The sequence below is a fragment of the Gordonia malaquae genome, from assembly GCF_037148075.1.
In the GTDB taxonomy this organism is placed as follows: domain Bacteria; phylum Actinomycetota; class Actinomycetes; order Mycobacteriales; family Mycobacteriaceae; genus Gordonia; species Gordonia malaquae.
The window spans coordinates 397,433-422,642 of the sequence record NZ_JBBCUB010000003.1; the positions used below are offsets into that span (position 1 = coordinate 397,433).

The 25,210-nt window shown below is 67.4% G+C and carries 19 protein-coding genes; 9 read left to right on the top strand and 10 right to left on the bottom strand.

The features are described 5' to 3' along the window. Positions 1-10: 10 nt before the first annotated feature. Complete coding sequence (locus tag WFK36_RS13905; protein ID WP_205330266.1) at positions 11-1,561, top strand: acyl-CoA carboxylase subunit beta; 1,551 nt, start codon at positions 11-13, stop codon at positions 1,559-1,561. Between the two features lie 7 nt (positions 1,562-1,568). Further along, positions 1,569-1,886: a putative quinol monooxygenase gene (locus WFK36_RS13910; protein WP_336792367.1), complete on the top strand. Its 318-nt coding sequence runs from the start codon at positions 1,569-1,571 to the stop codon at positions 1,884-1,886. 7 nt (positions 1,887-1,893) lie between these two features. Here WFK36_RS13910 and WFK36_RS13915 read toward each other — a convergent pair whose 3' ends face one another. After that, the gene (locus WFK36_RS13915) at positions 1,894-2,610 is read right to left on the bottom strand and encodes a VIT1/CCC1 transporter family protein (protein ID WP_336792368.1); all 717 of its coding nucleotides are present in this window, start codon (positions 2,608-2,610) and stop codon (positions 1,894-1,896) included. 47 nt (positions 2,611-2,657) lie between these two features. Then, positions 2,658-3,434 (bottom strand): TSUP family transporter, encoded by a 777-nt coding sequence (locus WFK36_RS13920; protein ID WP_336792370.1) that lies wholly within the window; start codon positions 3,432-3,434, stop codon positions 2,658-2,660. A gap of 82 nt (positions 3,435-3,516) precedes the next feature. On the opposite strand from WFK36_RS13920, the gene WFK36_RS13925 reads away from it, so the two are divergent. Then, complete coding sequence (locus tag WFK36_RS13925; RefSeq protein WP_336792371.1) at positions 3,517-3,993, top strand: DUF2231 domain-containing protein; 477 nt, start codon at positions 3,517-3,519, stop codon at positions 3,991-3,993. Between the two features lie 103 nt (positions 3,994-4,096). Next, complete coding sequence (locus WFK36_RS13930) at positions 4,097-5,065, top strand: type IV toxin-antitoxin system AbiEi family antitoxin domain-containing protein (protein WP_336792372.1); 969 nt, start codon at positions 4,097-4,099, stop codon at positions 5,063-5,065. Positions 5,066-5,105: 40 nt separating this feature from the next. Here WFK36_RS13930 and WFK36_RS13935 read toward each other — a convergent pair whose 3' ends face one another. Then, positions 5,106-8,402 carry an arabinosyltransferase domain-containing protein gene (locus WFK36_RS13935; RefSeq protein ID WP_336792373.1) on the bottom strand — a complete coding sequence of 1,099 codons (3,297 nt, stop codon included), beginning with the start codon at positions 8,400-8,402 and terminating at the stop codon, positions 5,106-5,108. Further along, positions 8,399-11,746: an arabinosyltransferase domain-containing protein gene (locus WFK36_RS13940; protein ID WP_336792539.1), complete on the bottom strand. Its 3,348-nt coding sequence runs from the start codon at positions 11,744-11,746 to the stop codon at positions 8,399-8,401. The genes WFK36_RS13935 and WFK36_RS13940 overlap by 4 nt, the downstream gene beginning before the upstream one ends. A gap of 96 nt (positions 11,747-11,842) precedes the next feature. Between WFK36_RS13940 and WFK36_RS13945 the strand changes: the two genes are divergently transcribed. Then, positions 11,843-12,664, top strand: coding sequence for a hypothetical protein (locus WFK36_RS13945; RefSeq protein WP_336792374.1), 822 nt, complete (start codon positions 11,843-11,845; stop codon positions 12,662-12,664). Between the two features lie 42 nt (positions 12,665-12,706). On the opposite strand, the gene WFK36_RS13950 is transcribed toward WFK36_RS13945, so the two are convergent. Further along, entirely contained in the window at positions 12,707-13,732 is a 1,026-nt protein-coding gene (locus WFK36_RS13950) for an NAD-dependent epimerase/dehydratase family protein (RefSeq protein ID WP_336792375.1), read from the bottom strand. A gap of 166 nt (positions 13,733-13,898) precedes the next feature. Between WFK36_RS13950 and WFK36_RS13955 the strand changes: the two genes are divergently transcribed. Continuing rightward, entirely contained in the window at positions 13,899-14,405 is a 507-nt protein-coding gene (locus WFK36_RS13955) for a VOC family protein (protein WP_336792377.1), read from the top strand. Positions 14,406-14,421: 16 nt separating this feature from the next. On the opposite strand, the gene WFK36_RS13960 is transcribed toward WFK36_RS13955, so the two are convergent. Further along, positions 14,422-17,739, bottom strand: a complete 3,318-nt coding sequence (locus WFK36_RS13960; protein ID WP_336792378.1) for an arabinosyltransferase domain-containing protein — start codon at positions 17,737-17,739, stop codon at positions 14,422-14,424. 76 nt (positions 17,740-17,815) lie between these two features. Next, on the bottom strand, positions 17,816-18,673 hold the full coding sequence (thpD, locus tag WFK36_RS13965) for an ectoine hydroxylase (protein ID WP_336792380.1): 858 nt from the start codon (positions 18,671-18,673) through the stop codon (positions 17,816-17,818). A gap of 207 nt (positions 18,674-18,880) precedes the next feature. On the opposite strand from thpD, the gene WFK36_RS13970 reads away from it, so the two are divergent. The 3 genes from WFK36_RS13970 to WFK36_RS13980 all read left to right on the top strand — a co-directional run bounded on the left by WFK36_RS13970 (position 18,881) and on the right by WFK36_RS13980 (position 21,613). Next, positions 18,881-19,285: an acyl-CoA thioesterase gene (locus tag WFK36_RS13970; protein ID WP_008377618.1), complete on the top strand. Its 405-nt coding sequence runs from the start codon at positions 18,881-18,883 to the stop codon at positions 19,283-19,285. Between the two features lie 95 nt (positions 19,286-19,380). Beyond that, positions 19,381-19,821, top strand: a complete 441-nt coding sequence (gene aroQ, locus WFK36_RS13975) for a type II 3-dehydroquinate dehydratase (RefSeq protein ID WP_336792381.1) — start codon at positions 19,381-19,383, stop codon at positions 19,819-19,821. 355 nt (positions 19,822-20,176) lie between these two features. Beyond that, a complete protein-coding gene (locus WFK36_RS13980; protein WP_336792383.1) occupies positions 20,177-21,613 on the top strand; it encodes a DEAD/DEAH box helicase in 1,437 nt (478 codons plus the stop codon). A gap of 118 nt (positions 21,614-21,731) precedes the next feature. Here WFK36_RS13980 and WFK36_RS13985 read toward each other — a convergent pair whose 3' ends face one another. The 3 genes from WFK36_RS13985 to WFK36_RS13995 are packed head-to-tail and all read right to left on the bottom strand — an operon-like array spanning position 21,732 to position 25,194. Beyond that, on the bottom strand, positions 21,732-22,475 hold the full coding sequence (locus WFK36_RS13985; protein ID WP_336792384.1) for an MBL fold metallo-hydrolase: 744 nt from the start codon (positions 22,473-22,475) through the stop codon (positions 21,732-21,734). Positions 22,476-22,479: 4 nt separating this feature from the next. Continuing rightward, entirely contained in the window at positions 22,480-24,426 is a 1,947-nt protein-coding gene (locus tag WFK36_RS13990; RefSeq protein ID WP_336792385.1) for a galactan 5-O-arabinofuranosyltransferase, read from the bottom strand. 6 nt (positions 24,427-24,432) lie between these two features. Further along, entirely contained in the window at positions 24,433-25,194 is a 762-nt protein-coding gene (locus WFK36_RS13995; protein WP_008377629.1) for a decaprenylphospho-beta-D-erythro-pentofuranosid-2-ulose 2-reductase, read from the bottom strand. Positions 25,195-25,210 lie beyond the last annotated feature (16 nt).

The window sequence follows — 25,210 nt, forward strand, 5'->3', positions numbered from 1 at the left end:
TGGAGACGCCGTGACCGATACGACTGCCGCAAAGCTCGCCGACCTGCGCGCGAAGCTGGAGCTCGCGAAGGAGCCCGGTGGCGACGCCGCGATCGCCAAGCGGGCCAAGAAGGACATCCTGTCGCCCCGCAAGCGCCTGGAGCTGTTGTTCGACGAAGGAACGTTCGTCGAGGTCGGAGCGCTCGCCAAGACGCCCGGATCGTCTGAGACGGGATACGGCGACGGTGTGGTCACCGGTCACGGCCTGGTGAACGGGCGTCCGGTCGCCGCATTCAGTCACGACCAGACCGTCATGGGCGGCACTGTCGGCGAGATCTTCGGCCGCAAGGTCGCCGGACTCATGGAGTGGGCGGGCAAGCTCGGCTGCCCGATGGTCGGCATCAACGACTCGGCCGGCGCGCGCATCCAGGACGCCGTGACGTCTCTCGCGTGGTACGCGGAGATGGGACGTCGTAACGACCTGCTGTCGGGTCTGTCGCCGCAGATCTCGGTGATCCTCGGCAAGTGCGCCGGCGGTGCGGTGTACACACCGGCGAACACCGACATCCTGGTCGCGGTCGAGGACAAGAGCTACATGTTCGTCACCGGACCCGACGTCATCAAGCAGACGACGGGTGAGGAGATCTCCGCGGAGGACCTCGGCAGCGCCCACAATCAGGCGCGGTGGGGCAACATCCATCATGTCGCCGAGGACGAGAAGGCCGCTTTCGAGTGGGTGCGCGAGTACCTCGAGTACATGCCGTCGAGCACGTTCGAGCAGCCGCCGGTGATCAACCCCGGTCTCGAGCCCGAGGTCACCGAGTCGGACCTGAGCCTCAACGAGTTCATGCCCGACAACGACAACGCGGGCTACGACATGCGGGACATCATCCTGCGGCTGTTCGACGACGGTGCGTTCCACGAGGTCGGTGAACTGTTCGCGCCGAACATTCTGACCGGGTTCGCGCGCGTCGACGGCCACAGCGTCGGCATCGTCGCCAACCAGCCGAGTGTCATGGCAGGCACGATCGACACGGACTCGTCGGAGAAGGCGACCCGCTTCGTCCGCATCTGCAACGCGTACAACATTCCTCTTGTGTTCCTGGTGGACACGCCCGGCATCCTCCCCGGGCTGGCCGAGGAGCAGAAGGGCACGATCCGCAGGTCGGGCAAGTTCCTGTTCGCCTACGTCGAGGCCGACGTTCCGAAGGTGACCGTGGTGCTGCGCAAGGCTTACGGCGGCGCCTACGCGGTGATGGGTTCCAAGCAGCTCGGCGCCGACGTCAACTTCGCGTGGCCGACGGCCAAGATCGCGGTGATGGGCGCGGAGTCTGCGGCGGCGATCCTGACGCGTCGTCAGACCGAGGGATTGAGCGCCCATGACGCCGACAAGGTGCGGCAGGACTTCATCACGTTCTACAACGCGATGATGGCCACGCCGTACCTCGCCGCTGAGCGTGGCTATGTCGACGCCGTCATCGAGCCTGCTCAGACGCGTCTGCAGCTCCGCAAGGCGCTTGCGCAGCTCCGCGACAAGCAGGTCATCCGGAACCCCCGCAAGCACTTCCTGATGCCGATCTGAGGTCACCGTGTATTTCATCGTTGTGAAGTTCAAAGTGAAGCCGGAGAGTGTGGAGGGATTTCCCTCTGCGGTGGCGGAGTTCACCGCCGCCACGCGCGCGGAACCGGGGAACCTGTGGTTCGAGTGGTCGCGCAGTCTGGACGATCCGAACGAGTTCGTCCTCGTCGAGGCGTTCACGAACGACGGCGCGGGTCCGCATGTGACGAGTACTCACTTCGCTGCCGGTCTGGAGGCGATGCGGCCGCATCTCGTCGAGACGCCGCGCATCATCTCTCGCCAGGTCGAGGGTGACGGCTGGGACGCGATGGGCGAGCTGCAGATCTAGGCGTGCCCTAGCCGACGACCTGCCCGAACGCGGCGCCGATGCCGTAGGTGACGCCCATGGCGATGGCGCCGCCGATTACCATCCGGGCTGTCGGGCGGACGGGTGAGCTCTGTCCGAGATAAGCGCCGAGAGCACCGGTAGCCGCAAGCGCGACGAGGACGGCGACGAACGTCACCGGAACTCGCCAGGTCTCAGGCGGCAGCAGGATCGCTATCAGCGGGAGCAGTGCGCCGACTGTGAACGACACGGCGGACGACACCGCCGCCTGCCACGGATTGGTCAGATCGTCGGGGTCGATGCCGAGCTCCACCTGGGCGTGGGCGGCGAACGCATCGTGTTCGGTGAGTTCTTCGGCCGCTTCGCGCGCGGTCGTCTCGGACAGGCCTCGTGCGACGAGCATCTGAGTCAGCTCGTCGAGTTCGTCCTCCGGTTGGTTCGCGAGCTCCCACCTCTCCTTTGCCAGCAACGCGGCCTCGGTGTCCCGTTGCGTGCTGACTGAGACGTACTCGCCGAGCGCCATCGACACGGCGCCCGCCGCCAGACCGGCGATGCCGGCGGTGAAGATCGGGCCTCGTTCGGCAGTCGCCGCGGCCACACCGATGACGATGCCCGCGGTCGACACGATTCCGTCGTTCGCGCCGAGTACTCCCGCGCGCAGCCAGTTGAGCCGGTTCGCCAGGCCGGTGGCGTGCGGTTCGTGCGGGTGCGTGGCTTCGGTCGTCATGCGTTGATCTTGTCCCCCCGCAGAGGGCGGCGACAAGCAATGCGAGGCTATGCGAACTGGTCGACGGAGAGTTTCACGGCCATGACCACGACGACGACTAGAAGTGCGTATCGAACGATCGCGGTTCCGCGTCCGAGGACGAGCCGGGAGCCGAGGACCGATCCCGCGACGTTGGCGAGCGCCAGGATCGCCCCGAGCAGCCACATCACATGGCCTTGGGATGCGAAGACGATGAGCGCGCCCACGTTGGTCGCGGTGTTGGCGACTTTGGCCATGGCTGCGCTCTGCAGGAAGCTCTGATGGAGCAGGGCGGTGAGGGTGATGATCAGGAACATTCCGGTGCCTGGACCGAACACGCCGTCGTAGAAGCCGATCACGCCGAGCATCCCGAGTGCGATCGCGAAGCGGGTGCGAGAGACCGGTTCCGACGATTCGTGTGTCGCGCCGAACTGGGGCCGGAACGCGACGAATGCGCCGACGGTCACCATCAAGACGATGACGAACGGCCGCATCACGTCGGAACTGACGGCGGACGCGGCGAGTGCGCCGATCACCGCGCATCCGCCTGCGATGGGGACGCTGACCGCGACCATCCGGCGGTCGACGTCCACTTTGCGCAGATACATGAACGCGGCGGTGGCCGTTCCCCAGATGGCGGCGAGCTTGTTGGTGCCGAACGCCGTCGCGGGCGCGATGGTCGGGAAGACGATCAGCATCAGTGGGATCAGGACGAGGCCGCCGCCTCCGACGACCGCGTCGATCCAGCCTGCGACGAGGGAACCGCCGATCAGGAGGGCCAGGAGCCCGCCGTCGGGTAGTCCCACTGTGCCCCTCCGGTCAGTTGATGCTGGTGACGTCTCACGTTACCCGGCGAAGTCGGCGTCGTGACCCTACGATTCTGAGGTTATGGACACCTTCAACGGTCTGCCGTTGCATCCGCTCGTCGTGCATTTTGTGGTCGTCACGGTCCCGGTCGCCGCGCTGGTCGCGATCGCGGCTGCGGTCTGGCCTGCCGCCCGCACCAAGATGGGCCCGTTGCCGTCGATCATCGCGTTCCTCGGCCTCATCGCCACGTGGGTCGCGATGTCGGCGGGTGAGGCGCTGGAGGAGCAGCGATACCCCGACGGCGTGTCCGGGCCGGTCGCGACGCACACCGAAGCGGGCGACGTCGTGATCATCGGCGTCGGGTGTCTCTTCGGCGCCGCGCTGCTGATGTACCTCGTGACTCTGCCGCCGGTCGTCGAGCGACTTCCGTTGTCGGAGCCGGTCCTGAAGATCGTCGACGTCGTCGCCCGGGTTCTCTCCGTCGCCGCCGCCGTCGCCGCCCTCTACCTGGTCTACAAAGCCGGCGACTCCGGTGCCCGTTCAGTCTGGGGTGGTTGAGTTGTGCCGTTGATCGTGACCACTATGTGGTCACGATCAACGGCGTAACAGCCTGTGGATACCGCACTGTCGCGTTTGCCGCTTCGGTGGCACCCTGCGACGCATGGGGGAGCCGGAAGCACGTGCGGTCAAACGTCTGATGGCGTTGATCCGCAGACAAGACGGGGTCGTGAGCCGGAAGCAAGCTCTTGAGTGTGGCATCCCGCCCGCATACATCCGGAGCAGGTTGCGTGGGGGTCACTGGGTCGCGGTGTTCCCCGGCACGTATGTGACGCACAACGGCCCGCCGACATGGATTCAGCGGGTGTGGTGCGCAGTGCTTGATGCGGCACCCGCAGCGGTGAGCCACGAGTCGGCGCTGCAAATGCTCGATGGGGCGGGAAGCGGCCCTGTGCACATCAGCGTCGACCGCCGACGCAACGTGCCACGTCGTCCTGGAGTCGTGTTGCACTACCGCACCGGATTGGCTGAGGTGGCGGTGCTCGACGCGCATCCACCCCGGATGCGCACCGACTATGCAGTCCTCGATGTCGCGCAGGATGCGAGGTCCGACACTGCGGCGGTCGCCCGCATGGCAGACGCGGTCCAGAGCGGCCTGACCACGGCAGACCGCCTGCTGCACTTCCTCGGGACCCTTTCGAGGGCGCGGCGCGGCGCGTTCCTGAGGTCCGCCCTCCTCGATATCAGAGACGGCACCTGCTCGGTCCTGGAACATCGATACCTGGTCAGTGTCGAGAGGGCACACGGGCTGCCGGTCGCTCGACGGCAGGCGCCGACTGAGGCCGGTCGTAGGGGATTGCGGGACGCGGTCTATGAGGATTGGGGTCTGATCGTCGAACTCGATGGACGGTTGTTTCACGACACCGCGGACGCGCACGATCGCGACCTTGAACGTGATCTCGATGCGGCCGTGGGCGAGGACCTGCGAACCATCAGAGTCGGATACGGGCAGGTGTTCGATCGTGCTTGTGAGACCGCGGTCAAGATCGCGGCGATATTGCGAAGACTGGGATGGACCGGCGAACTCACGCCCTGTAGAGCAGCAGACTGTCCGATACGACAGTGCCGTTGATCGTGACCACATAGTGGTCACGATCAACGGCATACACGACTCAGTAGCCCTTCGACCGCATGGGAGCGGGGTTGTGCAGGCCGCTCACCTTCTGCGTACCGGTGACGATCTCGGCGGGTTGGGCGTCGACGAGCGGGGTGAAACGCTCGAGGCCGCCCCAGTCGCGGGCCCAATTGTTGCGTTGGTACGTCGGGACCAGGGTGTACGAGAGCAGGCCCTCGGTGATGCCGAGCGGGCCGCCGTTCACGCCGTCCTGCCAGGTCTGCGTGTTCTTCCGTGTCGCCTCCGCGTCAGGCATGATCCGCCACTTGGGAAGCTCGAGGAGCCCGTTGCGGACGGCCATCGGCCGTTGGCACGGGAACACCAGGCCGGGCATCCAGTCGATGAACACCGGATCGGTGCGTCCGACGACGTCGTTCAACGTCTGCAGGGCTGGAACGCGCGGCGGCGTGAGGGCCACCCACTCGTTGACGGCGGCGCCGTCGTCGAGCACGTGGATCCGGACGAGGGACGCGCGCGGCGGCGCGTCTGCCAACGCGAACCGCAGTGTGCGCCAGTTCAACGACTTCGCGAAGGCGTCCACCGGCACCTGCGGTGCACCGACCGGTGTCACCCGGCCGTCGGCTTCGCGGCGGGCGTACTCGGCGACGACGCGTCGCCCCTCAGTGAGGACACCGTGGTCGTCGAACGCGGCGATCGAGCCTGCCGCGGCGACGCTCAGCAGCGGACGGTCGTCCGGAGTCTCGCCCGCAGCGGAACCGATCTCGTACCAACCGGTCGTCAGCTCACTGACCTGCTTGGAACCGTAGCTGCCCAGCATCGGAGTGGTGAGGCCGTACGGGAGCTTCACCTTCGTCGTGGGCTTCTCCGCGACTTCCTCCGGGGCCGTCTCCGACTCATCGGAAGAGGTCTCGGTTTCGTCCACGGAGTCGCCGCCCGCGGTCGGTGGCGCGGTCGCGTCCTCTTCCTCGGTGTCGTCCTTCTTCTGATCGAGGGGATCGATGATCGCAGTCGACGGAACGCCGTCCGCGGTGAACCCGGAGTTCTCTGCGCCGAGAGCGGCCGCGGCAGACGGTGCCGGACGGCCGTTCACGGCGGCAGGCTTCAACACAGCAGAGTTCGGGTCGGACTCCACGAGGATGTCGTTCGCGAGAGCGCACTCGTCGCCGGTCAAGGCGCGAGCATTCGACTTCGCCCACGACCAACTGTCGCGTTGCACCCAGGCTCCCTTCACGAACGAGCCGAGCATGAACACGACGACGAGCGCGGCGATCACCGGAATCGGAGAGAATGTGAACCGCATCAGGCCCGAGCGTTTCGCGCCGGTCCGGACGTCGTCGTCGGCGTAGTCGTCGTGGAAGTGGAACCACAGACCGATGCCCGCGGCGACGAACGTCGCGGCCAGCGCGAGCCAACTCAGTTTCACCCCGGCGATCGCGATCGGCTGATCCCACCACGGGATGCCGTAGGAGCCGACGTACCACCACATGTTGCTGCCCGCGGTGGCGACCGCGGTCACCAGCAGCACCGCGGCGGCGAAGAACGTGCGGTTGCGGCGTGACCGGAGCAGGGCGGGAGCCATCATCGCGGTGGTGCCCGCGACAAGCAGGGCGCCGATCGTCGCGTAGATGCCGAAGTGGTGCGTCCACTTGGTCGGCGTGAACGACATGAAGAACATCGTGCCGATCATGATGCCGATCAGACGCCAGAACGGAGCTCTCGCGACTCCGGCCGGGTGACGGCTGGACACCAGACGGAAGATCGCCACCACCAGCGCAAGGATCATCAGGAGGATGCCGAAGCGGCGGGGGAACGTCCCGTCACCGGTGTTCAACACCAACCAGTAGTAGCGCTGCGGTTCCTGCCACCACTGCTCGGTCGGGCCCACGTCGGTCGCGACCTTGTTGCCCTCCAACAGCGGGCCGAGAGCCTGCGAGTAGAAGATCATGAACAGCACGGCCGAACCGGCAGCGAGGATCGGAGCGATCATCGGCAGCAGGCCGTCGCGCTTGCGGCGCGCCACCACTCCCTTGACGACGGGCCGCAGACCGGCGATCAGTGCGGCGGCGGCCATCAGACCGCCCGGAGCGAGCGCCAGTGTCAGCGCGGCCGCTATCGTCGCGAACGCGTACGGCAGCAGTCTGCGGGTGGCGATCGCCCGTTCGACGCAGGCCCACGTCAGCAGGGCGCCGACGGCTTCGGCAGGCTCCGGGCGGATGCCGTTGTTGTACGGCATCCAGATCGCGAGGAACACCATCGCGCCCGCCCAGACGGCGGCGGAGGAGTTGCGGACCGCGCGGCCCAGACGAGGGATGCCCTCGCGGCTGATGATCCACCAGCCGAGCAGCCCCAAGAGCAGCGACGGCAGACGCAGCCACGGAGTCGCGACGCTCACGTGCGTCATCCAGGACAGCACCTGGAAGTGCCATCCGAACGGGTCCTGTGGGACGCCGAAGTACCGGAAGTAGTTGTCGGCGTATCCGGCTTCGCTGGTGATGCGGGCGACGGTGATGTTGTACCCGTCGTCGGAGGTGTTGGATCCGATCAGCCACCACAGCACCAGCACGGCGAACACGGCGACGTCCGGTCCGCGGATGGTGAACCATCCGGCGGGCAGGAACCGCTTGTGGCCGCGGCCGTCACGCGAATCGAGGACTCCGAGCGCGATCAGCGACAGCAGGGTCATCAGGATGCCGAAGACGATGCATGCGAGCTTCAGCGGTGTCGGCGAGTTGATGAAGCGGGTGTCGACGGTCGCATTCAGGTTCAGCCCGTCGCGCGACGCCGTCGACGGCAGGTCGGAGAAGACGCCGGTGATCTGCGGCCGCATGTCGGGATCGTCGGTGGCGAACGACGTCGTGTCGCCTGCGGGGACACCGGAGATGCCTGCGGTGACGCCGTCTCCGCTGCCGGTGAGGGTGAATGCGCAGTCGGCGCTCGACTCGGCCAGTTTCCGGTCGGCGCTGACCAGGACCACGTCGCGGACCACCATGTCGACTGTGTCTGCGGTGGCGCGCACGAACAGGCCGCGGGCGGTCGCCTTCCGGCCCTTCGTCGGGAGCGTCGACAGCAGGACGCCTCCCTCGCGGGGCAACGACTTCGCGAGCGCGCACGGAACCGTCGCCGTCATGTCGATCGGAACGAACGACACCATCGGCGCCGTCACGTTGGTGATCGCATCGTTCTGCGGCCACTGCAGTTCGGCGGTCTTCTGGTTGATCGGGAGGATCGGCGTCAGAACCGCCATGAGGAAACCGAGAAGGCCGGCGACGACCGCGGTGATCTTCGCCAGGCGGTACCGGGAAGTCTCGGGGCGCGGGGAATCAGAGTCGGTCATTGTTGCGGCTGCTCCAGACGGATGGTTCCAGTGCGGCTCCAGCCCCACGCGGTGGCCGGTGCGGTGTGGACGCGGGCGATCGTGGCGTCAGGGCTGAGCGGGGTGAGCTTCTCGAGCGAACCCCAGTCCTGATGCCAGTCGTCCTTCAGGTAAGTCGGGACGGTCGACTGCTTGGTGGTCGATTCGACGATCGACAGCGGCCCGCCTGCTTTGGCGGTCATCCATGTCCGCGACTGCGAGTTCGCGGTCACGAAGTCGGGCCTGATCCGCCACTGAGGCACCTGGCTGACACCGTGCGTGAACGTCATCGGCTGCTGGCAGGGGAACTGCGCGGCCGCTGAGAAGTCGATCAATGTCGGAGCGTCCGAGCCGACCATCTCCTGCAGCGTCACGAGCTTCGGGGCGCGCGGCGGCGTGATGCCGATGAACTGCCAGACGCCGAGGTTCGTGTCGGCGAGATGAAGGCGCATCACCGTGGCGGCAGGCGGGACGTCTGCCATCGGCACGCGGAGGTTTCGCCACGGCCTGTTCGGCATGACCGGACCCGGATCGATCGGCGTCACGTCGGCTCCGACCTGAACGAACTCGCCACCTGGTCCGGTCTTGCCGAACTGAGCGACCACCATCTGGCCCGGCCCCCGGTTGCCGTCGATGTCGAACGTCGACACCGCGCCCGCCGTCGAGAAGACGATGATCGGCGACGCGTCGCGCCTCGGGAGTTGGTACCAGCCGGTCGTCAGGTACGCGTTCGCCTGATAGCCGAAGCTGCCGAGAACGGGTGTCGACTCCGGTTTGAGGCCGAACGGCAGCGCCGCGTTCGAGCCGTTCACCGTGGTCGGGCCGAGGCCGCCGTCGGAGCCCGCGCCGAGTCCGCCGACGATGGCGAAAGGCTTCGACGTCGAGCCTCCGACGTGCATCTGCCCTGCTCGGGCGCTCGACGGATCGGGTGTCAGGTCACCAGGGATGCCGGTGGGCGTGAATCCGACAGGCTTGTCGCCGGTCAGCGCCTTCGTCGCGGACACACCGCCGACGGGGACGAGCATGCCTGCGTTCGCGTCGGGTTCGGCGAGGACCTTGTCGGCCATCGCGCATGTGCCGCCGGTCAGGGACGAGACGTTGTTGCTGAACACGGTCATCGCGGGGCTGCGGGTCACCACGGCCTTGCCGAACGCCGCGAGCGTCGCGACGACCATCAACGACGCGATCAGGAGCAGTGGAGTCGATGCGAGCGCGAGACGTCGCTTGTCGGCGGGCGAGTCGGGCTCTCCGGCGTCGTGGTGGGCCAGCCCGCGATTGGCGACGTAGTCCGAACGCAGGTGCAGCCACAGGGCGACCGCGACTGCGACGACGGCCAGGAACAGCAGCACCGACGACGCCTGGATGTCACGGAATGCGGGCGGCATGTCGAACCACACGATGCCGTAGCGGTACGCGTACGGCCAGGCGTTCTTGCCTGCCGCGGCGGCGGCCAAGGCGAACAGCAGGCCGACGGTCAGCACCGCGAGGTTGCGAGAGGAACGGGCACCCGCCTGAGCGATCGCCAGGCATGCGATCGCCGACAGCGCCGCGGCGAGTCCCGCGAAGATGCCGAACTGGATCGTCCACTTGACCGGAGTCAGGAACAGCAGCAGGAGAGTGACGCCGAAGGCTCCGACGAGACGCCACGCCGGGCTGTATTTCACACCGTCGATGGTGCGGCGGCGCAGCAGCACGATCGCGGTGATGATCGCCGCGACGAACATCAACAGGACGGCGATGCGGCGGGCGAGAGCGCCGTCCGGTGTGGTGACGGTGAGGAAGAAGTACCGGAGGAACTCCTGGTGCCACGGCACGATCGGCCCGGTCTGGTACTTGACCTTCACCGCTTCGAGAATCGTCATGAGCGTCTGGTCGCGGAACACGACGACGGCCACCACGGTCCCGGCGGCGGCGATCGGCGCGAGCAGTGGCAGGAGCCCCACCTCACGTCGCCGATCGACGAGGATGTGCAGCAGGGGCCGGGCGGCGACCAGCAGGATCGCCACGCCGATCACGCCCTGCGGTGCGAGCGCAAGAGTGAACGCCGCGGTGGTCGCGGCGAGGGCGGCGGGCAGCAGACGACGTCGGGTGATCGCCGCCTCCGTCGCCCACCACGTGAGCAGTGAACCCAGGACGATCACACCTTCGGTGCGCAGCCCGGAGCAGAGCGGCAGCCAGAAGGCGAGGAGGACGGCCGCGGCGGTGCCGGTGGCCCATGGGTTGGACCCTCGGGCGACACCGAGGTGGGGGAGCACAACCCGGGAAAGGACGAACCAGGTCAGCAGGCCCGCGACCAACTGGGGGAGATGCATCCACACGATGCCCGTCGACACCTGCGACCACAGGGACAAGAAGCTGTAGTACCAGTCGAACGGCGCTTCGGCGACACCGTAGAAGCGGTAGTAGTTCGACATGTAACCCGATGCGTCGGCCGCGCGGCCCATCGTCAGGATGTATCCGTCGTCCGGGGCAGCCGCCCCGAGGAACGTCCACAGCACCAGGACGCCGGTCACGACGATATCGGAGACACGAGGGCGGAGCAGGGACAGCCAGGAGCCGGTGCGGCGGACGAGGCCACCGACGTACCCGTGGATCCGGTCCAGGCACCACAGTGCGAACAGGGCGACGACAGTGGCCAGCACGGCGATGACCATCGCGATCACCTTGAGAGCCGACGGGCTGCTCTCATACCGGTTGTCGACGTCGATGCGCGCATGCAGGCCCTTCGCGGCGAGCTGCTCGATCTGCGCGGTGGTCAGTGTCGTGTAGAAGCCCTCGACCTGCGGGCGTTTGCTCGCCTCGAGGATCTTCGCCGGGCCGAGGCCGACGAACTGTGCGCCGGTCTGCTCCGGAGAAGCGAAGATCCGCAAGGCGGTGCACTTGCCTGCCGCGATGTCGGCGCGGGAGGCCGTAGCGGCGATGTTCGCCCGCATGAGCACGGTGATCGCGGTGTCGGACGCGGTGACCGTCAGCATCTTCTGCGATGCGCCAGGCGCTTTGGCCGGCATCGTCGCGAGGACGGTCGACCCGCCCTGCGGGAGTCCGGCGAGCGCGGCGCACGGGATCGTGACGTCGAGCGACTGCGCGGTCTGCGCGATCAGCGGGGCCACCACGGACGGATCGGCGGCGCTCAGCGTCTGGCCCTGCGGCCAGGTCACCGACGCGGTAGTCGTGGACACCGGCAGCAGCGGCGTCAGAACTGCGGCGATGACGGCCACGAGTCCGGCGATGACGGCGACGAGTCTCGCGGTCCCCGCGGAGAGTGGACTCGACGCGGGCTGTTCGGACGGTTCGTCCGGACGTTCGGCTGGGGCGGATGTCGACACTGGCACGCCTGTTGACGTTAGTCGACGGTGCCGTCACCTGCCCAAACGACACTTGCGTTGTTCGGGCAGAATGCGAGGAGGCGGGACGGAGGAACGATGGCGGACGACGAGTGGTACTGGTTGGGCGACCGGATCGAATTCAGTTCTCCGGGGGTCAGCAACAGCCGGTTGGTGCGAGTTCCGCCGGAGACGTCCGAGATTCCACCACTGACTGCCGGATATGCAGCGATCGCCGGAGGCTCGACGGTCGGCATCGGATTGGCGGTGTTCGGGGGAATCACGCTCGCCGCTCGGGTCCAGGATGTCGACGGCGTCTCGGCGTGGTGGTGGCTCCTCCTCATCGTCCCGGCCGGGGCGGCCGGGCTGTTCCTGCTCGTCGGGACATGGGTGGACGGCACGGAACGACTCATGCAGGGGCGTGCCGTGGGGCGAATACTGATCAGCGTCGTATGCGGAGGCGCCCTGGTCGGCCTGGTGGGCGCATGGCTTCTGCCTGCCGTGTCGCACGCTGGTGCGGGTTGCCTTTGGGCCCCGGCGGCCGTGTCGGCGGCGGTGTTGACCTGGTCGGCTCTGACGGCGCCGCGGTCGGTGCGCGACGCGCGCGTCGAGATGGGCCGCATCATCGATGGTCGGCGGACAGGCCGCAAATGCGCGGGCGTCATCGCGGCACTGCCGGACCCCGGCGAATGGAACTTCGGGGGCGACGTGCCGATCCGCTACGACGACGGCGGACGGACCCGGTCGGTACGCGTGCGGCTGCACGCCACGGCGTCGACCATTCCGATTCCGGGCACCCCCGTCACCGTGTACGTCATGACCGACGGTGAACCGCTGGTCGAGTTGGACTCGTCGACGCCGATCGAGTTCTATCCGCATTCGTCACGCTACGAGTCGGACGCCTCGGGTGGCGGAAGCTGAGGCGTGTCGAACCGTGCCGGGGCGGCTTGAGGGCTGGACCCGTCAGGCAGGCACCACGGATGTGAAGCGGCGGCCCGACTTCGGGCGAGCCGAGCCCATCTGACGGGAATCTGCGAGGAAGGCGTCGAGGTCGGAGAGGGTGTCGGCGGAGGAACGCGGCTGGTAGCCGAGCACGGTCCGAGCCTTGGTGATGTCGACTGTCGGCTGCGCGACGAGCGCCGCGATCGACGCCTTCGACACGAGATCGGAGCCGAGACGGTGCCCGATCGGTTCGATCAGCGGTACGAACACCTTCAACACGCCGAGCGGGAGAGCCGCGATCGGGCGGGGGCGGCCGCAGTCCTTGGCGACGATGCGCATCGCGTCGAACAGCCGGACCTGCTCGCCGCCGAGGAGGTAGTTCTCGCCGGTCACGCCGTGCTCGGCCGCCAATGTGAGACCGATCGCGACGTCGCGGACGTCGACCAGGTCGAAGGTGCCCTCGGGGAACAGTGGGACCTTGCCCTGCGCGGCGTCGCGCAGCATGCCGTTGATACGCGACAGCCCGTGATCGACGGGACCGTACACGCCGGTCGGGTTGCAGATGACGGCGTCGAGGCCGTCGGCGATCACCTTGCGGAGTTCCTGCTCGCCCGCCCACTTCGAGCGGTCGTAGACGGGGAGCTCCGGATCCTCGGAGCGGCGCGACGTCTCGACGACGACCCCGTTGTCGGTGTACTGGTCGAACGAGTGGATCGAGCTGCAGTGGACGAAGCGGCGGACGCCTGCGGCGAGTGCGGCGCGGGCCGTGGACGCGACGCCCTCGGTGTTCACTCGCCAGGCCAGTTCGTCCTTCTGCTTGAGCGTGATCATCGCGACGAGGTGGTATACCGTGTCGACGCCGTCGAACGCCGACTCGAGTGCAGGCTGGTCGAAGATGTCGGCCGAGAGCCAGGTGACCTGCGCGTGATCGATCGCGTGCGCAGGCGACACCCGGTCGATGGCGACGACGTCGTGGCCGTCGGCGACGAGCTGGTTGACCAGGTTGGTTCCGACAAAACCTGCGGCTCCGGTGACGGCGACCTTCATGTGAATCCTCTATGTGTCCGACGTGGCGCGACCCGTCTCGGGAGTCGCAGTAACTAGAACATGTTCTAATTCATGGGCTCGGGTCAGCATAGGTCACAGTGGAGGCGGTGCCAACCCCGTCCGCGCGGTCGGCATGGATTCGGCGACAGGGCAGAAAGGCTCAACGATGTCGGTACGACGTCTCAATCACGCGGTGTTGTTCGTGAGTGACGTGCAGCGAAGTGTTGATTTCTACACCTCGGTGCTCGGGTTCACCAAGCTCCCGGTCGACTTCCCCGGAGGTGCTTTCCTCCGCTGCGGCGACTCGGCGAACGACCACGACCTCGGTCTGTTCCAGGCTCGAGCCGATCGGAGACCGACCGGCGCAGTCGGTCTGTATCACCTGGCGTGGGAAGTCGAGACCCTCGCCGATCTCGCCGCCGTCCGCGACAAGATGATCGCCGCCGACGCGATGACCGGCGCGTCGAACCATGCGGCGACGAAGGCGGTCTACGGTGTCGACCCCGACGGGATCGACTTCGAAGTCACCTGGTTGGTGCCCGACGCGCACGTCCGAGAGGAGTTGTACCCCGGCGTCCCGCCGACTCGGCCTCTGGACCTCGACGCGGAGATCAAGCGTTACGGAGCTGACACTCCGGGTGGCCCCCGAACAGATCTGTCGATCTACGGCTGACGTTCGGTCGGGAAAGTCAGTGGCGGATGGGGGCGGGGCTCCATAGTCCGCTGCGGGTGGCGGTGGAGTAGTCGATCTCCGCGGGGACGGCGCCGTCGAACGGTGTGTACTTCTCCAATGCGCCCCAGTCGCGGCCGATGTCGCCTCGGAGGTAGGTCGCGACGGTGTCGGCCTGCTGGGACACTTCGATCCAGCCGAGGGGGCCGCCGCCGAGTGCGCCCTGCCACGTGCTGACCGCCGCCGACAGGTCGGCCCCCGGCTTCACACGCCACTTGGGGATCTCGACCACGCCTGCGTGGAAGTTGTACGGCCGCTGGCAGGGGAACACCAGTCCGGACGTCCAGTCGACGTGGACCGGATCGGTGTCGCCGACAGTCTCCTGGAGGGTCGTCATCTCGGGCAGACGCGGCGGAGTCACTATCACGAACCGGTCATCGGTCAGATTGGAGTCGTTGGCGACGATCCGCACCGCGGTCACGTCCGACGGCAAGGACGGGGTGTCGATGCGCACGTTGCGCCATGACGGGCGCGGACCGGGATCGATCATCGTCATGTCGCTCGACGGTGTCAGATCGGCGTCGCGCGTGGACGCGGTGATCGGATCCGTTGTGAACTCGATGCGCAGATCATCGGAACCGAACAGGCCCGCGACGGAGAACGTCAGCAGCGGACGGTCCTTGTAGTCGGCGGGCATCCGGTACCAGCCGGACGTCAGGTTGGCCGGAGTCTGCTCGTCCTTCATGTAACTGCCCGCCACCGGGGTCCTGGAGGGATCGAGTTGGAACGGCAGCTTGGCGAACGAGCCGTTCGCGCCGGGCGTCGTGGTGGTGCCGCCGCCGGTGCCGCCGCTGTTCGAGATCAGCACGTCCGGATCGGCGCCTGCATTCCAGGCGAGAACACCGAGGGTGCCCGCGGGCGCCTTCGTCGTCAGATCATCCGGGACACCCGCGGGGGAGAATCCGGATGTCGCGCCGTGCTCTGAGGCCGCAGGCTGTGATGTCGGACCGAGGAGCGGGTCGCGCAGGGTGGCGTCGACCGGACTCAGCTGGAACCGGCTCGGATCGGCCTCGACCCAGATCTTGTCGGCCATGCCGCACGGTTGTCCGGCGAGCGCTTCGAGGTTCGATCGCGGGACAGAGAACGACTGACTCTGCTTGACGCCCGTCATCGCGGCGGTGGCCAGCAGGAACGCGGCTACAGCTGCGGCCGCGATCCCCAATGGCGAAGAGGCGAGGAAGCCGCCGACACGGTGTCGGATGGTTCGCGGGTGCTTGACGACGGGGTCGATTCCCGTGAACGGCTCCCGGAAGTGGAACCACAGCGCGAGCAGCAGCAGGGCGAGCGAGGCGTACAGCAGCACCTGCGGAAGCAGGATTCCGCCGATCGAGACCTGTGAGGTCGACCAGGGCATCCCCCACGCGGACGCGTAGTAGAAGGAGTTCGGGGCGGTGAACGCCAGGCCGGTCACGAACACCACGAGTGCCGCGAACACCGTCCGGTTCCGCCGCGAATGGGTGGCCGATGAGCTCATCGCGATCGCCGCGAGGCCGGCGAGGGCCGCAGCCAATCCGGCGAAGACGCCGAAGTGGTGGGTCCACTTGGTCGGCGTGAACATGAGGAACAGCAGCGACCCGAATGTGATGCCGACGATGCGGCGCGACGGGCCGATCGCCGTTCCGGGGATGCGCGACTTGCGGATCAGGACTGCGCCCGCGACAGCCATCGCCAAGAACATGGCGACCACCGCGAATCGGCGCGCCACCGAGCCGTCGGCGGAGAATGCGAACAACGACGAGTAGCGGTCGATCTCGTTGTACCAGTGCGCTGACGGGCCGAGCTCCGTCTTCATCGTCGAGCCCTCGGTGAACGCGGTCAGCGTGAGACCGGAGAACACCACGAAGATCACGAACGTGCCCGCGGCGACGATGGGCGCGAGGAGGCTGACGTACGCCAGTGCCAGGCTCCGGCCGGCCTGGCGCTGGACTTCGCGCGCACGCTTGACCAGTGCGAGGAACATCGGGCGGGCGCCTGCAACGAGGGCCGCGACCGCGAGGACGCCCGTCGGACCCGCGGCGATGCTGAACGCGCCCGCGGCGCAGGCGACGGCGGCGGGGAGCAGTCGTCCGGTGGCGATCGCGCGTTCCACCGAGCACCAGGTGAGCAGTGCGCCGAGGCAGATGATGGGTTCGGGACGAAGGCCGTTGTTGAACGGAAACCACGCGACGAGGAACACTGCGGCCGCGGTCCATCCCACGGCGGGACGGGTGATCGCCGCTCGACCGAGCCTGGGCAGAATCTCGTGCGAGATGATCAGCCATGAGATGACGCCGCACGCCAAGGCGGGCAGACGCACCCACGGACTGGCCACGCTCACGTGACTGAGCAGGCCGAACACTTGGTAGTACCAGCCGAACGGCGCCTCAGGTGCGCCGAACCAGCGGAAGTAGTTCGCGGTGTAGTCGCTCTCCTGCGCCACCCGCGACATCGTCATCAGGTAGCCGTCGTCCGAGGTGTTGGGACCGATGAAATGCCATACCAGCAGCAGTCCGACCACCACGTAGTCGCGTAGGTTCAGTCGCCACCAGCGGGCCGGGAAGAACCGGCGGTGCCGACGGCCGTCGGTGGCGTCCAGGCGCGCGAGTGCGGCCAGGGAGATCAGCATCGCGAGGACGCCGACGATGATCGCCGCCCACTTCAGCAAGGTCGGTGTGGTCGTGTAGCGGGAGTCGATGACGACATGAGCGGACAGCCCCGGCAGTGCGGAGGCTGGGCCGGCGAGCTGGGTGTACAGGCCGGTCAGCTGCGGACGCTGATCGCCGCCCGGAGTCTCGACCGTGCTGCCTTCCCGTGGATCGCCCGACCCGGTCGTCAGCCCGACGAACTCTGCGGTCACCGCGTCCGACGTCGCGTGGACGTCGATGCTGGTGCACGACGACGATAGGACGTCGTTCAGCGGAGCCGACACCAACGGGATGTTGCGGTTGATCACTTCGACGCTGCGTTTGGCGGCCGGGGTCGCCTGCTCGCCGGTCACCCGAATCACCAGGCCGCGTTGCGTGGACTTCGCCGCAGACGGAGCTGTGGTCTCCAACAGCACCGATTTGTCCGCGGGCAGAGCCTTCGCGGCCGAACAGGGGACGCTCACGGTCAGGTCGATCGGCGTGTACGACATGAGCGGCGCGGACACGGAGTTCACCGTGCCGTTCTGCGGCCAACTGATCTCCGACACAGTCTGCTTCACCGGCAGCAGGGGAGTCGCCAGGGCCAACACCAGACCCAGCAGGCCGGTGACGACGGCGACTATCTGGGCTTTACGGACGGTGAAGGCTGGCACAGCACGTCATCCTATCTGCCCCGATGTCCGGGTCCGGTCGTCCCCGCAGACCGGACCCGGAACTCTAGGGCGAACCTCAGGAGAACACTGTGTGCGGCAACGGCGTCAGCGGTGTCGTGTTGAGGTCCGCGATGTAGGTCGGCCGGTGACGTGTCGCTGCGAACGGCGCGGTGGGAGCGTTGTGCACGCTGTTGAACACCAGGAACACGTTCGCCCGCGAGTACGGGGTGATGTTGTTGCTCGACCCGTGCATGGAATTCGAGTCGAAGAACAGGGCCGAGCCGGCGGCGCCGGTGAACTGCTCGATTCCGTGTTCGTAGCCGAGCTCGAACACCGTGTCGTCGTCGGGGACCCCGACCCGCTGCCGCTGCAGGGACTCGCGGAAGTTGTCATCGGGCGTCCGTCCGACACACGGCACAAACGTGCGGTGCGCGCCGGGCATCAACATGAGTCCGCCGTTGAACGCGAAGTTGTCGGTGAGTGCGATCGAGACGCTCAGTGCCCGCGGCGTCGGCAGCCCGTCCTCCGCGTGCCACGTCTCGAAGTCGGAGTGCCAGCCGAATCCGGTTCCGACCATGCCGGGCATCGCGTTGATGCGGGACTGGTGGATGTACACCTCCGACCCGAGGATCTGTCTCGCTCGGTCGAGGATCCGCGGGGTGCGGGCCAAGGCGTCGATCACCGGACTGTGTCGGTGGACGGCGAAGATCGAGCGGACCGCGTCGCCGTTCGACTCGCGGACGACGGCGCCCGACGCCTCGACATCGGGGTCGCCGGTGAGCCTGTCGAACTCGGTCCAACACTCCTGGACCTGCGCGGGCGTCAAGAGCCCGTCCTCGATGTGGAAGCCTTTGGCGCTGTAGTCGTGCACCTCGTCGGCGGTGAACGGGCCGTCGCCCGCGTCCCAGACGACGGGGTCGGGTCGTCGCATCATGGGGGCGGCTTCGTGAAGCCGCGTCGGATAGCGATCGTGCACGTTCGTCGAACGCGTGGCGCGCGTCGATGGGTCCGTGGTTGTGTCATTCGCAGTGGTCAAGGAATCCTCCCTTCCAGAGGCGTTCGGATCTCGACGGTTGTCGAGCCCACCCTCCACCGCTACCAGAGCCCGCCGATCGGGGCATCCCGCCGACGAAAGGACGTCATGCACGTCTACCGCCATCAGATCCGCTATCACGAGACCGATGCGCAGGGATTCCTGTTCAACGCCCGCTATCTCGAGATCGCCGATGTCGCCATGACGGAGTTCCTGCGTGCACTCGGCCACCGCTTTCAAGACCTCGGCGCCATCGGGTTCGATCCGTCGCTGGTCAAGGCGGAGATAGCCTTCCGCAAGCCGACTCACTTCGACGACGTCGTGGACGTCGACGTGACCTGCCGCCATGTCGGACGGTCGAGCTTCGCCCTTCGGTATGCGATGTCGTGTTCGGCGACGCCCGTCTGCGACGTCGACATCACGTACGTGAACATCGCCCGCGACACGGAGACCTCCGCGCCGCTTCCCGACCCGATCGCGGACGCGTTGCGCGCTCACGCCGACGAGGTGTGACGCACTGGTGTCGCGTGCTGAAAGTTCCTTAATGGTTGGCGGCAGCACCACCAACCGTCTAGGAATTCTCAGCACGCGACACTAGGGTTGGCGGCATGACCGATCTGCCGATCCTGCTGCTCAACGGGCCGAACCTGAACACGCTCGGAACGCGTCAGCCGGACGTCTACGGGTCGGACACCTTGGCCGACGTCGTCGCCCTCGCCGAGCGGGCGGCGTCCGACGAGGGGTTCGGTCTCCGCGCTTTTCAGACGAACCACGAAGGCGAGATGATCGACGCGATCCACGCCGCCCGCGGTGAGGTGTCGGCGATCGTGATCAACCCCGGCGGGTGGACACACACCTCGGTGGCGCTGGCTGACGCCCTGGTGATCCCGGAGGTGCCGATCATCGAGGTGCACATCAGCAACGTGCACGCCCGCGAGGCGTTCCGACACCATTCGTACATCTCGCCGATCGCGTCCGGGGTGATCGCCGGGTTCGGTGTCGACGGCTACGAATTCGCCGTCCGCCGTGCCGCCGCCCTCGCACGCTGACCCCCGCTCTTCGCTCATCTAGCGCTGTCGATTTCGTTCATCCGAGCGCTGTCACGTTCGTTCATCCGGGCACTGTCAGGCTCGTTCATCGAGCGCAGTCGAGATGTGTCCCGCGTCGCATTCATCCCATGAATGACGGTCCCCGTCGGGTTGTGGCGTAGACTGACCTCATTCGGCGCGCCGCGCCGTGCGTCGTAGAACGCTTCCACGCAGACCCCGATCATCTCGATGAGCTTGATCGCTGGGTGCGTGAAAATTCATACGGCGAACCGACACGCCACCTAGCGCGTTTCGCCAACCGATCACATCGGCAGGGCTCTGCTGTGCTGTGATCCTTGCCCGTAAAGGCTGTTTCATGACTTCATTCGCTGATCTCGGCGTGCCCGCACCCATCGTCGACGCGCTCGCCGCCGACGGCAAGGCCTCGGCGTTCCCCATCCAGGAGCACACGCTCCCCGACACCCTCGCGGGCCGCGACGTGCTCGGTCGAGGCAAGACGGGCTCCGGTAAGACCGTCGCGTTCTCGGTGCCGCTCGTCGTCCGTCTCGCCGAAGCGGGCGTGAAGCGTCGTCCCGGCCGCCCGACCGGACTGGTCCTGGCGCCCACCCGTGAACTCGCGACGCAGATCGCCACTCAGATCGAACCGCTCGCCGACGTCGTCGGACTCCGCGTGACCACAGTGTTCGGCGGCGTCAAGCAGGCTCGTCAGGAGCGTGCTCTCGGCGCAGGCGCCGACATCGTCGTGGCCTGCCCCGGCCGCCTCGAAGACCTGATGAAGCAGCGCATCGTCTCCCTCGACGACGTGAAGATCACGGTGCTCGACGAGGCCGATCACATGGCCGACCTCGGCTTCCTCCCCGTCGTCACCCGCATCCTCGCGGCGACCCCGGCCGGCGGCATGCGCATGCTGTTCTCGGCGACGCTAGACAACGGCGTGGACAAGCTCGTGAAGCGCTTCCTCAACAACCCCGTCACGCACTCGTTGGAGGACGCGACCTCGCCCGTCGCGCAGATGACGCACCACGTGTTCCGCGTCGGGACCACCGCCGAGAAGACCGAGCTGGTCCGTGTCCTCGCGTCCGGCACCGGCCGTCGCATCCTCTTCACCCGCACCAAGCACCAGGCCAAGAAGCTCGCCAAGAAGCTGACCGCCGACGGCATCCCGGCCGTCGACCTGCACGGCAACCTCTCGCAGGCGCAGCGCGACCGGAACCTCGCGTCGTTCGCGGCCCCGGACGGCGCCAAGGTCCTCGTCGCCACCGACGTCGCGGCCCGCGGTGTGCACGTCGACGGTGTCGAACTCGTCGTTCACGTGGACCCGCCCGCCGAGCACAAGGCGTACCTGCATCGTTCGGGTCGTACCGCTCGCGCCGGTTCGTCGGGTGACGTCGTCACGATCTGCCTGCCGGAGCAGTGGGGCGATCTCCGCAAGCTGCTGCAGAAGGCCGCCATCAAGGTGCCGGGCCAGCAGGTGACCGCGACGTCGGACGTCGTCGCCGACCTCGTGGGCGAGCATGCTCCCCTCCGCCATCTCCCCGTGCAGGCTCCGGCCCAGCAGCAGCGTTCGGGCCAGAACCAGTCGCGGTCCGGTCAGGGTCGTGGCTCGCGTGGCACCGGTCGTGGTCGTCGTGGTGGTTCGGGGCAGTCGCAGGGCTCGGGTCAGAGCCAGGGGCAGCGTCAGGGAAGTGGGCGCGGTGAGCAGTCGTCGACCCGCGAGCACGGCGCCGCAGCCGGCAACCCGCGCCGTCGGCGCAGCGCGCGTCGCCCCGCAGGCGCTCCCGCCGCCCGCTGAGAACGTCGCTCGTGGACCCAGCACTGATCGAGGGGTGTGGTGCTGGGTTCACGAGCGTTCTCCCCCGCGGACTTCCGCGTGCGTCGTCGAAGGCCGCGCGAAGCGAGTCAAGCGACGACTAGGTGAGCGCCTGCTCGACGAAGACTGCGATGTCGCCGCGGAGCAGTGGGCCGTGGCCCGGCATCACAACCGTCGCGTCGAGGGCGGCCAGGGACGCCACCGCGTCCTCATTCGCAGGGACGTCGTGAGTGAACACGTGACCTAGGCACTGAGGTCCAGCCACGGTCGAGATCATATGGCCGCTGACCAGGGCGTCTCCGGTGACCGCGACCTCGCCGCCGCCGACGACGAACGCGCTGTGGCCGCGTGTGTGGCCATGGGTCGGCACCGCCACCGGTGCGCCGGGAAGTGCTGACAGATCAGTGAAAGGCAGCGCATCCGCGATGCCCGACTTGTCGAGCGCGCCGAGCGGAACGATCTCACTCAACCACCGCAGAACGCTCGGTCGGTACGCGATTCTGGCGATGTCCGCAGGTGAGGCCTGCTCGAGGAAGTCCCGGCGTGCGTGGCCGACCTCCTCGGGGTCGGCGAACACGTCGAACGAATGACCGCGCCGAAGAGCGGCGATGCCGCCGAGATGGTCCACGTGCGCGTGGGTCAGCAGCGCACCCCGAATCTCCTCCGGAGCGCTCCCGATCCGTGTCAGCGACTCGACGACGGCAGACGCGTGTCCCGGGTAGCCTCCGTCGATCAGAGTGACGCCCGAATCGTCCTGCAGGATCACCCAGTTGACCGCCGCCGTCGAGACGAAGTGGGTCCGGACGTCGCCGTTGGTGATCGACGAGACGGTCAACGAGGCCACGGTGTCAGCCCTTTCTCACGACGAGCACAAACGGCCCGACCTCGGTGACGGTGAAGGCCGGATCGTCGAACACGACAGGCGAGAACGTGACGTTGTAACGACTGACGTTCGGATCGTTCGGGAACACGTCTTTCGCGAGGCGCAGCGTGTAGCCGTCGGCGCTGTAGCGGAACAGGAACACGTCGGGCTTGCGCCACGGCGTGGCCGACATCTTGGTCATCAGTTCGGCGGTCGACGTGGCCTTGGACCATCCCTCGATCGCTGCGGCGCGCTTGTCGAACTCGGCGAGAGGATTCGCATAATGCGAGGTCAGGCCCTGGAAACCCCAGTACGGGTAGATCGAGAGGAAACCGAAGTCGGCGGTCAGGACCACGTTCTGATTCGCCGGACGGCCGGTCTGCTCGCGGATCAGCCGGTGAATCTCGGGGTAATAGGACTCGGCGCCTGCCGGGTGCTGGTCGGCGCGTTGTCCCGACCCGTCGGTGTCGGTGTAGGCGGTGGTGATCTCCGACGAGAGGTGCGCGGGAATCGCCTGAGTGAGGGCGATCGCGAACACCGCCGCGAGCACACCGATCACCGTGCGGACATCACCGAAACGACGGACGGCGAGCCGCGACAGTTCGACGATCCCGAACGTGCCGCCCGCGGCCAGCACAACAGCGGTGATCGGCTCGAGACGGAATGACAGCAGAGTGGTGCCGATCGCCGTCAACGCCAGTGACATCGCGGTCAGGCCGACAACGCCCAACAGGGTCCAACCGAGCGAGGCGGCGACGGTCCGCTGCCGCGCACGCAGCAGCACCCAGACGAGACCGACGAGGGTGAGCAGGCCGATCAGGTTGGTCTGGAACATCGGCAGACCGAGGATCGCGCCGTTCTCCGGCAGGTAGTGCTCGGCGCTCCCCGACACCGGGACGGTGGTCGAGATGCGATCCAGCAGGTACGGACCCCACACGATGAGTGCGATCAGCCCGGAGAGGACGCCGACGGCGGCGAGACGCACGATCACCGCAAGGTAGCGCGGGCGGGCGTCCGCGGAGGAGTCGACGGCGGAGTTCCGGGTCGACAGGAAGATCTGACCGAGGCCGCCGAGCGCCATGAGCACGACGGTTCCGGCGAACAACGCCGTGTACAGCGTGTACACGGTGGCGGACACACCGAGGAACACCCCGACGGCAGCCACCGCCAGCCAATTCGTCTCACCGATCGTCGACGGGCCGTCGGCGAGACGCCCGCGACCCCGGATCGCCGACGCGGCGACGACCATCATCGGCACGCCGACGAGGATCAGCGTCGCCGAATACGGCTCGGGGGAGGCGTAGGCGATGGCGACAGCAGTCGACGCGAGGCCGACTGCGGTGCCGACGCCGACGCCGACCATCCGGTTCCACAACGCGGTGCCCAGGGCCGCCGCGACCGCGATCGACAGGATCGCCCACGGCTTGTACGCCTCCCACCCTGGCAGCCCGACGAGATTCGCGAACCGTCCGCCGAACCAGAACCACGACGCCGGGTAGTACGGCGACAGACCGTCGTACGTCATGTCTGCGAGATGCGGGCTGTCGGTGAGACGGGTCAGGTACTCGGTCCGGAACTGTTGATCGACCGACAGACCGAACAGATACAGCTTCGTGGCGCCGAGCGGCATGCCGAGGGTGACGACCACCAGCAATGCCGACGCCAAGGACGACACCAGCGACGTGACCAGCGGAGACCGGCCGTACCGGTACGCGATCACGGCTACTGCTGCCAGGACGATCGTGACACCCTGGCCGAGGGTGGTGAGGGCCCGCGTCACATTCGACGTGTTGAACGCGGGCCATCCGACCGCCCCGATCACCTTGAGGCCGACGTAGGCGGCGATCGCGGCCAGTACAACTGCGCCGCCGAGTTCAACGACGTCGCGCAGGCGGCGGTTCTTCAGGATCTGTGTCGGGGCGGTGGACTGCACGGGAGATCAGATGGGCAGCTTGCGGAACACCGGGCGCGGGATGTGGCGCAGCGCCATCATGATGAACCGGAACGGGCCCGGCACCCAGACGATCTCCTTGCCCTTGTCGACGGCGGCGACCGCGAGACGTCCCACGTCCTCCTTGTTGACTGTCAACGGTGCTTCGGCGACGTGCGCCGACAGTCGGGTGCGGACCTGACCGGGGCGGATCACCAGGACGCGGACACCCTCCGGGCGCAGTGCGTCGCCGAGACCGAGGTAGAAGCCGTCGAGTCCGGCCTTGGTGGAGCCGTACACGAAGTTGGAGCGGCGGACGCGCTCACCGGCGACCGAGCTCATCGCGATGATCTGGCCGTGGCCCTGCTCGCGCATCTTCTCGCCGAGGAGCACACCGACCGACACGGCCGCGGTGTAGTTGATGTTCGCCTCGAGGACGGCCAGCTTCTGGTCCTGCCAGGCCTGCTCGTCGTCACCCTGAATGCCGAACGCGACGATCGCGACGTCGATGTCGCCGTTCGCCCACGCCTTCTCGATGACGTCGCGGTGCGAGTCGGTGGCGAGGGCGTCGAAGTCGATCTGCTCGACGGACGACGCGCCGGCATCGGTCATCTGCGCGACAGCGGCCTGCGCCGCGGGATCGTTGGGGACCGTCGCCAGGACCACCCGCATCGGTCCCTTGGTGAGGAACTCCGATGCGATGGCCAGGCCGATCTCAGACGACCCGCCGAGGATCAGGATGGACTGCGGAACGCCGACGGCGTTGAACATGTGGATCTGCTTTCTT